This window comes from Caballeronia sp. LjRoot34, assembly GCF_964253815.1.
In the GTDB taxonomy this organism is placed as follows: domain Bacteria; phylum Pseudomonadota; class Gammaproteobacteria; order Burkholderiales; family Burkholderiaceae; genus Caballeronia.
Genome location: NZ_CAXUSB020000001.1, coordinates 3,537,735 through 3,551,297, shown reverse-complemented (window position 1 = coordinate 3,551,297; position 13,563 = coordinate 3,537,735). Strand labels below are relative to the sequence as shown.

Sequence of the window (13,563 nt, the reverse complement as noted above, 5' to 3'; positions counted from 1 at the left end):
GATTCGGGCAAAGCCGTGTGGCTGGAATGTGGTCTTCGCCTGGTGCGCGAACCGGTGATTGATGTGCGTTTTTTGTGCGGAAGGGACTGACGCGAGGAGGTGGATCTGCCGTGCAATGGCCCGGCAGATCAGAGCAAATCAACGCGATTCAGGGAGGGGAAAAACAGCGCGCCCGAGGGGTAAGCTCGGGCGCGGCGGAGTCATCAATGGTCAATAACGTCGATTAATCAGGACCCCGTGACGCTTACTGGACTACCACCGGCCGGTCTGGCGACGGCACGCGGCCATATGTATCTTCAAAGCGCACGATGTCGTCTTCACCCAGATATGCACCGGACTGGACTTCGATCAGCTCGAGCGGAATCTTTCCCGGATTCAAGAGCCGATGTGTGACGCCAAGCGGAATGTAGGTTGACTGATTTTCGGTCAACATAATTTGTTGATCGCCGTTCGTGACCATTGCCGTGCCTTTCACCACAATCCAGTGTTCCGCGCGGTGGTGATGCATTTGGAGGCTCAACTGCGCGCCCGGGTTCACCTCAATGCGCTTCACCTGAAAGCGAGAACCCTGGTCGATACCTTCGTACGATCCCCACGGACGGACCACGCGCCGATGCGTGACCGATTCTGTTCGTCCCGAGGCCTTCAACCGTTCGACGATCTTCTTCACATCCTGCGTGCTGTCGCGATGCGTCACCAGGACCGCATCCGCCGTTTCCACGATCACGATGTTGTCGAGCCCGATGGCCGCCACCATGCGATGTTCCGCACGAATGTACGAGTTGGTTACGTTCTCGACCAGAACGTCGCCGAGTAGCGCGTTCCCTTCGGCATCACTCGCGGCGATCTCCGCCAGTGCTGTCCATGAACCGATGTCATTCCAGCCGAGATCAGCTGCGGCAATCACTGACGCGCGATCGGTCCTCTCCATCACGGCATAGTCAACGGACACGCTTGGACAGTCCTGGAAAGCGCCGGCGTCGAGACGTACGAAGTCTTCGTCGCGCTTTGCAAGTTCCAGCGAAAGCGTGGTTTGACGCGCAATTTCCGGCTCGTATTTGCGGAGCTCTTCTATGTAGGTGGAGGCTTTCAGCAAGAACATGCCGCTGTTCCAGTAGTACCCGCCTTCCTCGATAAAGCCCGCAGCTTTGGCTGCATCCGGTTTTTCGACGAACTCGGCAACCGAGAACGCACCAGCGATGTCGCCGATCTTCGATCCGCGACGAATGTAGCCATAACCGGTATGCGGGCCGGTTGGATCGATACCGAACGTGACCAGATAATCATCCTTCGCCACGTCAGCCGCAGCTTGCGCGACGCGTGCGAACTCTGCCTCGTTGAGGATCACATGATCCGACGGCAGCACGAGCAAAAGCGCGTCAGGCGATGTGCGCAAAGTTAGCAACGCTGCCGCCGCGATAGCCGGCGCAGTGTTGCGGCCGAGCGGTTCGAGCACGATGGCCGATGGGACGGTTCCTGCCTCGCGCAACTGCTCGGCGACAATGAAGCGCTGCTCGTTGTTCGTCACCACTATAGGGGCGGCGGTACCCGCGATGGCGTTCACGCGTAGAGCGGTTTGCTGCAGCAGAGTTTTATCGCCGGTCAGCTTCAGGAACTGCTTCGGATAGCCGCCGCGCGACATGGGCCAAAGACGTGTGCCACTGCCGCCGCACAGGATGACCGGATGAATGTTCATGCAATTTCCCTCGGAAGTTTTTATGGTTATGCAATTTTGCTCGATTTTTGCGATGGGCGTTTTCGATCGCATTGCCACAGTGCCATGCCGACCGCTTGGAACGCGGTCCTTTCGGCCCAATACGGTGTCCGGTCAAAACCGAACTTCTCGAGCATCTCCGCTATTTGCGCCAGAGCCAGTAGGCTAAGGGCGGGGCGTGAGAATTCTCCTGTAGCACCATGAGGCGTGGCGGATTGCGTTTCGAGTCCAGCGGATTGCTTTCAGCAATGGGCGCAGGCGGTTACCGCGTAGCTGTTTGAGCGGCCGCGCGGCCTGTGGCGCGAGTTGCTTGACCACCGCTTCCGGAGTCGTGAAAAGATCCGTGCGCCAGTCCCAGTAGAGCGGATAACGCAGCAGTACCCCCGCGCTTAACATATCTAACGTTAGTACGCGATCCCGCCACGGCACCGGTGCGAGTGCGTCGTGCGTCAATCCCCAGCCTGCGTAGAAGGGCAGGCCGTAAGTGAAGACGTCTTTGCCGCGCAATAACGCATCGAAGCCCGCGAGCGACGACAGCGTGTGCACCTCGTCTGCCGCATCGACGAGCGACAGCAAATCCGCTTCCATGTCGACGACGTCCGCGAGCTGTCGGGCGTCGATCAGTCCATTGCGATTACCCGACAGGACGTCCGGATGAGGTTTGTAGACCACGAATGCATTAGGGCGCCGCTGGCGTACTTCCCGCAGCAATGCGTCGGCGGTGCCAATGGCGCGCGTGCCAAGGCGGATCGATGCGTCGTCGGCAACCTGGCCCGGGACTAGCACGACTTGCTTGCCCGCAGGCGCGGTCCATGTCGCGTGACGCCGGCCGAGATTGTATTTGGTGACCCCAAGCTCGACGACCAGATCGCGTAGCGCCGCTGCGCGCGCCAATTCCGCTTCGCTGAACTCAGTTTCGTTCAGCAGCACCGTAAGGTCGCTCGGCTGGCTTGCGTCGAAGTAGAGGCCGCGGCGATCGATCACCTGACTGCGCGGCGCGATCATGTCCGAGCCTAGACCCGTCGAATGAAAGAAGCCGTCTTCGATTCGGACATGGCGAACCTCGGGCAGGAGGCCGTCCGCACTTCGTGCGCCCCACAGTACTGCGCATTGGTCAGTTTGCAGCGATCCAGGCTCGTCCGTCCAACGCAACGCAGCGCCGCCGGCGGTCACGAACGGCGTTGCGAACGGGCGCTTCCACCACTGGAACCGAATCCCCACCACTTGTTGCATATCCGCGAAGCGCTGCTGAACCGCATGCTGCAAGTCGATGCTATCGAGCAGATCGTCGAGCGTGCCGAGGGCATGCGTGGCCGGGTTCAGGTAGCGCGCAAAGCGCAGGAAGACCACATCGAATAGCGCGGCGAGCGTGGGCCGTGCGATGCGGTTCGGGAAGTACAGGTCGTCGTCGGTCAATCCCCAGCCCGCGTAATAGGGTGCGCCAAATACGTGCACCGGCACGCCGGCCAGCAGCGCATGCATGCCCTCCGACGCCCCGAGCGTATAGACGTGATCGACGTGAGGCAACGCGGCGCACAGCGATTCGCGGGCGCCGAGATGATGAACGCCCGACAGCATGCCGTCGACCAACGACGAGAGCCAACGCCCAGAGCCTTTATCATCCGATCGCGCGATCCAGAATTCGGCATGCAGATGCGCGGCCCGCGCCGCTGACAGCATTCGCGTGAAGGCGTGCTGCGAGTTGTGGACCGCTACAGCACCGAGTCCATTTGAACGCGTGCGCTCGTCGATTAGCATGACGCGAGTCGTGCGTTTTGTTTCGAGTAGCGCGGCGGGACAGTCTTGCTGTGATCGACGCAGCGTGGAGGCACGGCTGCGCACGACGCGTTGCATCAGCCGCGCAACTTCGGGTAAGGCGCCTGCATTCTGACGTTGTTTTGGCGCGGCGTTAAGCGCCGAATTGAGTGCTACTACAAACGCGTCGGCGCCGGCATCAGTGGCCGGCACGACGAACCATGACAACAACGGCGTGCCGGATGGACCCCGCGACCAGACAGGTCCAGGCCACGCGGCATTGACACGCTTGCCACACATGCGCGCGAAGCGCAACGCCATGCGGCCGGACCAGCGATCGATCCACAGTTGCGCCGATCGGCCGGCGAGCCAGTTCAGCGAGCGCCAGCCACGCGCAATACTAAGTAGATCGACTGCCGGCCTCGTTGAAGCCGGCGGCGCGATGACTTGTCGGTTCATCTAGCGCAGCGCCTCGAGAAAGCTGTCAACGTGTTCGAAATGCTCGGCCCATGTCGGCTCGCGAAAACATTTGATGCGGCCTAATTGAGCGCTGCGCTCTCTGCTGTCCGCGAGCGCGTAGGCCTTGATTCGGGCGAGCCATCCGGGACCGTCGAGCGGGTCGAGATAGTCCGGAATGTCTTCCGCGATTTCGTGGAACACTTCGAGGTCGCTGGCGAGCACCGGCACTTTGAGCGCGAGCGCTTCGGCGAGCGGCATGCCGTAGCCTTCGACAAACGATGGAAACAACAGCGCCTGAGCATGTTGCAAATAAGCCTGAAGCTGCTCGTCAGAGCAGTGCGCTTCTTCGATCACGACGCCTTTCAGGCATTCGCACCGCTCCAGCATATCCACGACGTTTTCGCATTCCCAGCCGCGACGGCCGATTACGACGAGCTTTGGTGTTGCGGCGCCCAGTTGTTCGGCGAGACGGCGCCAGACGTGCAGGATGAACCAGTGGTTCTTGCGCGGCTCAATCGTGCCGAGCATGACGAAATAGGGCGTGGGGAGGGGGCGGGGCGCCGTGGGGCGGGGCGTGACGCCGGGGGCGAGGTGGGCGACCACGGTTGGGGGGAGTTTGAGGCCGGCGCGTTGTGCTTCGGCCTCGAGAGAGGCTAGGGTGGAGCGGGAGTTGGCGATGAGGCCGTCGGCATATTTAAAAGCAGCATGAATCCGTCGCCTGTGTATGCCGTCCACGCCTGGTCGCGAATATTCGGCGTGAGTTAAGGGAATTAAATCATGCACCATAAACACGGATTTAATGCGCCGCGCGCTCATTGCGCGGTAAAGTCCCGGAAACTCCATCCCGCTATGACTGGTGTGCAGAAATATACCGCTTTTAATTTTTTCCCCGTGCAAGCGGCGGAGGCAGGCGCGAACTATTAAAGCGTGGAGCGACCATGCGCTTTGAGTCGGCGATGTAAGCCTAGAAAACGTTTGTGCGGATTCTTGGGGCGACATGACGATGAAGAAGCCGCGCTGGCAAAAAACTGCGCGTGCCAAGGAGCCATATCGTGCAATGTATGCGAGTCCGACACGGTCCACTCCAGTCGGAAGCAGCCCCCCCTGCAGGCGGATTAACAGGCGAGTGACGTCCAGGAAAATAGTCTGCACTTGAAATTAATTGTAATACTTTGGACCAGGGATCAACCTTGACAGCCGGGGTTCTTCGGAGCTTTCCCGCAAAACATCCTATCATTCGATCGAAATCCATGCGGTCGTCTCGTCGATCGCCCTCCGACCAAGATTCCACAGCGGAAACTTGTTCTGCTTGGCAGCGAGTACGGGGATGACGCGTTGACTGAGGGCATTTTACGACATTCGATTCGCGAAAACTTCTTTCCTCGGCCCGGGCTGCAAATCCTTCGCGGCCGCCGCGCCGAGGCCTATGGCGGCGCCGATCGTATCACGCTACCCAAAAAAAGAAAGGGAAGAGGGGCAAAAAATCGCTGCAAAACAACGAAGTCGGCACGTTACACAAAAGAAAATCTTACGAGCTATCTCAAATTGGCTATAGTCGTTATTTATTACAGTGGCCTTTCGTCGCGAGACAACTCGGCGTAGCATAGAAAGAACGCAATTAGACCAGTTTATCCCTACGGTTCAGATGGCAGGTGATTCTGTCCATTTCTGTAACAATTCGCGATTTTGGTAGCGTGATCATTGCTCGCGCCCTGTCTTGTCGTTGGTCGAAATTTGATGGACCTTCATCATCTCGCTGTTGTTCGAGCTAATTTGCCGTATGGCGAGTGGCGATGGGATTTTTGTATGCTGCGCAAGAGATGTTCAACATGAGATTGCAAAATTCGGGCAGCCTAGTTTTTAAAGTCGTTGCGATGGCTATCGTTGCTACGTTATCCGCGTGCGCTTATGTGCCGACTTCAGGTCCTTCTGCTCAAGCAATCGTGGACCGAGGCTCAGCGACCAAGTCTTCTATGGATCGAATCAAGGTGGTCGATATCGACGGCGCAAATGGGGGCTTCACGCGTTCAAAAAGGGTTTTGCCCAGATTCTCTGAAGAGTTTCCTGCTCGATCATTAGATCGCCTCAAGATTGGCCCCGGGGACGCTCTCGAGGTTACGATTTGGGAGGCTGCGCCTGCGGCGCTCTTTGGCGATATATCCACGGTAAGCACATCGTCCCGTACGACGGTTCTCCCAGAGCAAATCGTGGACAGGAGTGGCGATGTGGTAGTGCCGTTTGTCGGCCCGGTCCAGGCCGCGGGCAGAACAATAACTGAGCTGCAGGCAGATATCGTTCGCAAACTCACCGGACGCGCGAATCATCCGCAAGTCATCGCTAGATTGACCCACAACTCATCGGCATACGTCACCGTTATTGGCGACGTGAAGAGCACGGTGAGGATGCCGTTATCTCCAAGCGGGGAGCACCTGCTTGACGCGCTGGCGGATGCTGGCGGCACAACTCAACCGGTCGACAAAACGACGATTCAATTGACACGCAGGGGGCAGGTTCATTCCATGCCGCTGCAGTCAATCATTCGTGATCCCGCGCAGAATATCGTGCTGGTTCCCGGCGATGTGGTGACCGCTGTGTTCCAGCCTCTCAGTTTCACCGTGCTCGGTGCGACGGGTAAGAACGACGAAGTTAATTTCGAGGCGCAGGGCATCAGTCTTGCCCAGGCGCTGGCGCGAAGCGGAGGGGCTATTGATAACCGGGCTGACGCGCAGGGAGTTTTTATCTTCAGGTTTGAAAATGCCCATGCAATCGCCGGCAGTTCCACGGAGGTCGGGTTTGATGATCTGGTGCCAGTGGTTTATCGGTTGAACCTTCGCAATCCGGAAAGCTTGTTCGCCGCGCAAGAGTTTCAGATGCAGAACCGCGACATTCTTTATGTCTCCAATGCGCCGGTCGCCGAGTTGCAGAAATTTATGAACTTGATTTTTACTGCAGCGTTTCCAATCGTCAACTCAGTACGGGCTTTCCAATAATGTTGACGGATTGCCGCGCGCGGGGTGACGTATGAGTTTTGCGAAAGGGCTGGCTATACAGGCGCGGACTATCGCTGCGCTCATTATTCGCGAAATGCACACCCGCTTCGGCCGCGACAACATCGGCTATCTTTGGATTTTCGTGGAACCTTCGCTTTTGACGATTGGCGTAACGTCTGTGCACCATTTGTTGGGCATACGTTTGCCTCCAGGCATGCAGCCGGCTCCGTTCTATATTGCCGGTTATACAGGCTACATGTTGTTTCGAAGCCTGGTGAACCGTGCCGGTACAACAGTCGAGGCGAATGGGACCCTATTGTTCCATCGTCAGGTGACGCTCGTCGACCTTATATTGGCGCGTGCGCTTTTGGAAGCGGCAGCACTTCTCACCTCAGGGTTTTTTCTGCTGGGCATTTGTGCGTATGCTGGAATTGGCGTGTTGCCCGCCAAGCCCCTTACTTTCCTAATGGGATGGGCTCTGAATTTGTGGTTCGTCACTGCTATTTCAATGATTGTGCTGGCTTTATGCGTTCGCTTTCCTGTTGTTGAGCGGATTGTTCACCCACTGACCTATCTTGCATTGCCCGTAAGCGGAGCATTCACCAGTTTCGAGACGATCCCCGCAGTGTTTCGGTCGATTATTGTCTGGGTTCCTCTCGCGCAAATTCAGGAAATCATTCGCGAGGGCTTGTTTCCAAATTTCGAAAGTTTATATACGCAACCGGTATATGTCATCGTTTGGTGCGTGATGCTCACACTTTTGGGACTGACAGGGCTTCGAGTAGCGAGAACGTGGGTGGTGCTTGAATGATCAGGGTTGAGAACGTAACAAAAGTCCACCATACGCGAGCTGGCAAAAAGGTCGTCCTCGATGGAGTGTCTTTTGAGGTACATCAGGGCGACACGGTCGGTATTCTCGGCAACAATGGCGCAGGTAAGTCTACGCTTCTCCGTTTGATTACCGGAGTCGAGTATCCCACGTCTGGGAAAATATCCCGTTCGATGTCGGTGTCATGGCCATTAGGCTTCGGTACGGGATTCCAGGGGAGTCTTACCGGGGCGGATAATGTCAGGTTTATCGCGCGAATATATGGCATCGATGTTAATGAAGCGATAGATTACGTGCAGGATTTTTCAGAGTTGGGCACTTATTTTTATATGCCCATCAAAACGTACTCAAGCGGAATGCGCGCAAGATTGGCGTTTGGCATTTCTCTTGCTATCAGATTCGATTGTCTCGTGGTCGACGAAGTGGCGGCGGTGGGTGACGCTCGGTTCAAAGAAAGATGCAGGATTGCGTTGGAGGAGAGAAGTGCAGTGGGCTCTCTGATCATGGTTTCGCACAGTGCGGATATTTTGAAGATGTACTGTAAAAAAGGCATCCTGCTCAAAAACGGACAGGTATCAATTTGTAACGATATCGAGGATGCGCTGGCTCTTCACGAGGCAGAATAATTATTTAATGTTTCGGGATCGCTAGATTAATGAATTTGTTGATTAAATTTATAAGCAGAAGAAAGAAATATTTCTTGATCGTCGTGCTTCCAACTGTGCTCGTGGCACTCTACTGCATATTGATTGCGTCCAATCAATATGAAACAGAGGCTCGGTTTTTCATTAAATCTGGTTCGAATTCTGACGGGGCATCGTCGGCTTCGCTCGTCGGCGCTGCGCCAACGATTTCTGAGCAGGTAACGCTGTCGGTAGTCGATTACCTGCAATCTTACGACGTCGTTCGACTTTTGAAAGAGTCATTCAATATCGCGGAGATATACAATCGTCCGCGTCTGGATGTGTTTGCCCGTTTAGATTCGAATGCAAGTGATGAAAGGGTGAAAAAATATCTTTTTAAAAATTTTCCGATGATTGATGCTTATGTCGACATAAATAGCGGGCTTGGGGTGATCAAAGTTCGGGCTTTTTCCGCAGAAGAGGCGCGCGCTGTCGCCGTCTGTATGCTCAAAGGCGCGGATCAATTGGTTCAGCAATTTAGTCAGCGAGCGGAGCGTGACGCCTTGAGCGTGGCGCAGGACGACGTCGTGAAAGCTGAGGCGGCGCTGGTCCAGCAGAAACAGAAAATGGCGATGTTCAGGGCGAATAAGGCGATTATTGATCCAGAACGAACTTCGAGTTCAATGAGCGATCTCGTGGCAGGTCTCGAGCAGCAATTGGCTCAGGCAAAAATCGATTTACAGGCAGCGTCGCGTTATCTGGACAGGGACAGTCCAAAGGTTCTTCAATTACAGGAGCAAATCGCATCATTGAGGGGGCAAATCGACATCCAGCGGCAATCAATGACCCAGCCTAAGGATAGTCTTGCGAACACGCTGTCGGGATATGAGCAACTTCAGGTGCGCACGCAGTTTGCCGAGGCAAACCTGACCTCAGCCTTAACGTCACTCCAGGCTGCTCGCCTCGAAGCTGCAAAGCATCACCTATTTCTAATACAAGTGGTTCAACCTAATTTGCCGCAGGAGGCCGAGTTCCCCAAGCGGATTATTATGATTTTGACCGTATTTGTCGTTCTGAATACTTTCTTCGGAATAGGTTGGCTGATCTTTACCGGCATCAAAGAGCACGCAGCGTAATGTCATTTAACGCTGTTCGGAAAATGGAACCCCGTAGATTTCTATAGAAAATGTCTGACTCAATTTTTCAGAATATGGTGCGCTTTGTATTTTCGTCAGACTGCCAGACGATTGTCGTGCCGGACGAGATGTACCAGCTCGTATCAAAAAACAAGAAGAAAATTATTCCGTACATTGCGCTGACGGATACTGACCTTCCGTCGTGCGAGCTTGTCGTCGTTCATAAGGGGGCGATGCACCGTCTCGGCTTTCAGGCATTGGCGGCCGTGTCGTTTCAGTTTCGGCCCGTCTATGCGGATGAAGTCTACGTCTGCTACGAACGCCGAAGTCTTATCGTACCCGGTTTGCCGGGCGCAGGGGATACCGAATCGTCAGCGTTCCTGCAGCATGTGCCTCCCGTGAGGGATTATATGCGGACCGAATCGTTTGTCCGCAAGCAAAACCGATCCGTGCGATCGGCTGTTCTCATATCGGCGTACGGTGTCGGCAATATCGGTGACGATCTCGTCTCGTTTGCGGCGAAAAAAATGCTCGAAGACGTCGGTGTGGGTGAGGTCAAGTTGGTCGGGCCGTCGGTGTCTTATGACGCCATATGTGCGGCCGACCTGATCGCCGTCGGTGGCGGGGGACTGTTCTACGACAGTGACATTGTTAACTGTGCCAACTACCTGTATCCAATCCAGGAAGCAACGCGTCAGGGCAAGCCGTCGGTCGTCCTGGGAGTTGGGGTGCAGGGCATCAAAACGGAAATTGGAAAGCGTGTGTACTCGCAACATCTTGCAAGCGCTAGTTTTCTTTCCGTTCGAGATCCTCGCGATAAACTCGATTTGACCTCCTTTGACGAGAAACTCGAGCGTACGTTTGCGGGCGCTGATATGGCGTTTTATATGGCGGACGAACTGCGTCGAGTAGGCCAGCCATTTGCAACGGAAAAGCCGCTTGCACTTTTCAGTATCTCGTCAGTTCTTGAAAGCCGGCTGGCCAAGCAGGGTTATGAACTTAAAGCGGTGTCTCAGCAGATCATCGCGACCCTCAAGGAGCAGGGCTATGACGTGCTACTCATCCTTCATTCGGAAGACGATCGGATTCTGTTCGAATGGCTTGCTGAAAATGAAAGACTTAGCCTGGTGGAATCGGCTTATTACGGTCTCTCTGCTACTGCGCGCCTTTATGCCAGTGCAGGGATCGTCATTACCTCGCGATTCCATGCTTTGATTCTCGGCGTAATTTTCGGAAAAGCGGTCGTCTCCGTGTACAGCGACACAGGGAAAACCGGGAAGCTAATTTCGTCGTATCTTCGCTCAATCGAAGCGCACTGCCAGGCGCTGGAGTCATTCGACTTGAACACGCTGACTGAAAAACTGCGAAAAGCGGGACCTCCTGATCTCGCGGAAGTCGCTCATTGCGTTGCGATGACCCAGATGATGCGCGCGGAGCTGGCGAGCATTCTAGATGGCGCTTGAATACCGATAAAAGAAATTTCTACCAAATGACTACGATTTCCAGCTCCGTCCGGGCCGTTTTTGACGTATCACAGAGGAACTTCGATGCATAAAGCCAGAGTAATGATTGACGGCTATAACCTTGCTTTGGAGGAGGGAACCGGAATATCGACATATTCGAGAAATCTGAGCTTCACCCTTAAGGAGTTGGGTTCAGACGTTGATGTTTTGTACGGTACGCGTCGCTCGCCTCGTAACGAGTTGATGAGGGAAATCGCCTTCTTCGATCCGAACGTCGGTCGGCCGAATCTGCGGGACCGCTTCATTTATGAACTGCGCATGCTCGGGTCTGTGCCATTGATGAGTGCGACCGCTACGCAGATTCCATTCACGGATACGGTCATCAAGGACGCGTACAAATCGCGCTTGCCACGTGCAGATGCGCTGTGGAATATCCCGCATGTATTCGCTCGCTCATACAAATTGTTTGATCTTGCCGGTAAATTTTTCACGGTCAAGATGCCGTCCAAACCGCAGATCGCGCACTGGACGTATCCATTGCCGCTGAAGTTACAGGGCGCAAGAAACATCTATACAATTCATGACCTTGTGCCGTTGCGGCTACCGTACACGACACTGGACGTCAAACGCCGTTATTTCAAGCTCATGAAGGCTCTGGCGTCAAGAGCCGACCATATTGTTACCGTCTCGGAGACGTCGAAGCGCGATATTGTCAATATTCTTGGAATACCCGAGGAGCGGGTAACGAATACCTATCAGGCAGTTGATATTCCCGCAAAGTATGCTAATAAGCCTGTCGACCTCGTTAAGCAGGAGGTCGAGGGTACCTTCAACCTGAAATATAAAGGTTACATGTTGTTTTTCGGGGCAATTGAGCCGAAGAAGAACGTTGCGCGCCTTATCGAGGGTTTCCTTGGCAGCGGAGTCGACATTCCTCTTGTGATCGTCGGGAAGCTCGGCTGGAAATCCGAGCAGGAATTGAAGCTCCTGAACGAAGATGTAATCAGTTATCTGGAGCAAGTCGACAAATTGATGGTGACAAGGCGGCGTATTCATCGAATTGACTATGCATCGTTTCCGCTATTAGTTAGTCTGATTCGCGGCGCGAAAGCCGTGATGTTTCCTTCGCTTTACGAGGGGTTCGGGTTGCCTGCTCTGGAAGCCATGCAATTGGGAACGCCGGTGCTGAGTTCAACCGGCGGTTCGATGCCGGAGGTTTGCGGCGATGCAGCGTTGCTCGTCGATCCATACGACCCGAGGGCGATCGCAGAAGGAATCCGCGCGCTCGACACGAATCAGATCTTACGTGAAGAGCTTTCGCGAAAGGGAGTAGCGCGCGCGGCGGTGTTTTCGACTGGCGCGTATGCGGCACGTCTGGATGAATTGTATAAACGCCTGGAATCTGAGAAGGGCATCCTGGCAAGACTACAACGTGCGTGAACAAGTCTTTACCTTGAGACAAGCAAGGCGGGTTCCGATGAATCCTTTATCGAAGTTGCTGTTTTCGTGTTTCATTGCGACTGCGAGTTTATCGACGACGCTTGCCGCTCACGCGGAACAGGATTTCCGGGCTGCGGCGTCGGATTTTCTTATCCAGGACGTATGTGTCGACGCAAACGGCAACATCATCGCGGGCACGAGTCCTCTTGCTGCTGACGGCCAGTGTGTCAGCCATCGCGACCTGAAGGCGGGTGAGACGCTGCCCTATGTCCGGCACGATTGGGCTAATGACGCAAGCAGGAATTCGGAGCCGGCGGGCTTGGAGCGCACCGATTCTTTCCCGGTCGCGGCGGGGAATCGGGTGCTGATAGCCAGTGAATTCGATTTCGGAACGCCACCCCGTGCATTCGGTCGTTTTGACGAAGGCGAAGGCGGTCAACTTGCCGCAGTGACCGAGGATCAGGCCTCTGTGATTCTGACGCAGGACAGCAAGGGGCTGAAATTTTTCTTCGGCCCACACTGCAAGGAGCCCGCCACGTTGCGCTCACTGGACGACAGCTGGCTCCTGTTTGATAGGAGCGTCTTCGCGGCCAGACATGGTTCCGCCGTATCCCACTTGCGACAGTCGTTGGACCCAAAGTCCTGTCCGAGCCGCCTCGACGCGTCTGCCACCGAGTGGTCCATGCGCGAGATGCGCTTCAGGCGTGACCTCGCTCATAACCTGACGGCGCCTTTGCTGACCATCGTCACGGATCATTTTTCCGGCGCAAAGCCAGAAGCGGCGGGCTCAATGGAGCGAATGTACTTCACGCGCGAACTGGGATGGACTCGATGGGAACGCTGGCAAAACCTCGCAGTCGGCAGTGCCCATCAATCGGAGAACCGTGGTCGTGCAGACCGCCTCGCAAAGTCAGGCCGTTGCGATATACGTAATGGTCCGCCTTATGCAAGCGGAAGCTGGGTCATGGTCGATTGTCGCGAATGGACAAACGTTCAACCTGCAGGCGCCAACGCAAGCAAACTGACGGATTTCTGGATCAGCGATCTATTACGCAACACGCCGGTCGGCAACATGATTCATCAGTAGCCAACCCATCAGTTCCCCGATTTGCCGACAGATGGGCGCGCGGCAAAATCGGACAATACGAACAGCC

The 13,563-nt window shown here is 55.4% G+C and carries 10 protein-coding genes; 7 read left to right on the top strand and 3 right to left on the bottom strand.

Annotated elements, in window-relative coordinates:
• Positions 1-244: 244 nt before the first annotated feature.
• From ACSQ36_RS15850 to ACSQ36_RS15840, 3 genes are all read right to left on the bottom strand, one after another.
• A complete protein-coding gene (locus tag ACSQ36_RS15850; RefSeq protein ID WP_436182614.1) occupies positions 245-1,696 on the bottom strand; it encodes a mannose-1-phosphate guanylyltransferase/mannose-6-phosphate isomerase in 1,452 nt (483 codons plus the stop codon).
• Positions 1,697-1,879: 183 nt separating this feature from the next.
• Complete coding sequence (locus tag ACSQ36_RS15845) at positions 1,880-3,928, bottom strand: capsular polysaccharide export protein, LipB/KpsS family (RefSeq protein WP_436182613.1); 2,049 nt, start codon at positions 3,926-3,928, stop codon at positions 1,880-1,882.
• The gene (locus ACSQ36_RS15840) at positions 3,929-5,080 is read right to left on the bottom strand and encodes a glycosyltransferase family 4 protein (RefSeq protein ID WP_436182612.1); all 1,152 of its coding nucleotides are present in this window, start codon (positions 5,078-5,080) and stop codon (positions 3,929-3,931) included.
• A gap of 677 nt (positions 5,081-5,757) precedes the next feature.
• Between ACSQ36_RS15840 and ACSQ36_RS15835 the strand changes: the two genes are divergently transcribed.
• The 7 genes from ACSQ36_RS15835 to ACSQ36_RS15805 all read left to right on the top strand — a co-directional run bounded on the left by ACSQ36_RS15835 (position 5,758) and on the right by ACSQ36_RS15805 (position 13,496).
• On the top strand, positions 5,758-6,918 hold the full coding sequence (locus ACSQ36_RS15835) for a polysaccharide biosynthesis/export family protein (protein WP_436183200.1): 1,161 nt from the start codon (positions 5,758-5,760) through the stop codon (positions 6,916-6,918).
• Positions 6,919-6,949: 31 nt separating this feature from the next.
• Positions 6,950-7,729 (top strand): ABC transporter permease, encoded by a 780-nt coding sequence (locus ACSQ36_RS15830; protein WP_436182611.1) that lies wholly within the window; start codon positions 6,950-6,952, stop codon positions 7,727-7,729.
• Positions 7,726-8,373: an ABC transporter ATP-binding protein gene (locus ACSQ36_RS15825; protein WP_436182610.1), complete on the top strand. Its 648-nt coding sequence runs from the start codon at positions 7,726-7,728 to the stop codon at positions 8,371-8,373. The genes ACSQ36_RS15830 and ACSQ36_RS15825 overlap by 4 nt, the downstream gene beginning before the upstream one ends.
• A gap of 29 nt (positions 8,374-8,402) precedes the next feature.
• Positions 8,403-9,506 carry a hypothetical protein gene (locus ACSQ36_RS15820; protein WP_436182609.1) on the top strand — a complete coding sequence of 368 codons (1,104 nt, stop codon included), beginning with the start codon at positions 8,403-8,405 and terminating at the stop codon, positions 9,504-9,506.
• 50 nt (positions 9,507-9,556) lie between these two features.
• Positions 9,557-10,969 (top strand): polysaccharide pyruvyl transferase family protein, encoded by a 1,413-nt coding sequence (locus ACSQ36_RS15815; protein ID WP_436182608.1) that lies wholly within the window; start codon positions 9,557-9,559, stop codon positions 10,967-10,969.
• Between the two features lie 84 nt (positions 10,970-11,053).
• Positions 11,054-12,409, top strand: a complete 1,356-nt coding sequence (locus ACSQ36_RS15810) for a glycosyltransferase family 4 protein (protein WP_436182607.1) — start codon at positions 11,054-11,056, stop codon at positions 12,407-12,409.
• A 37-nt stretch (positions 12,410-12,446) separates the two neighbouring features.
• Entirely contained in the window at positions 12,447-13,496 is a 1,050-nt protein-coding gene (locus ACSQ36_RS15805; protein WP_436182606.1) for a hypothetical protein, read from the top strand.
• The last annotated feature ends 67 nt before the right edge of the window (positions 13,497-13,563 follow it).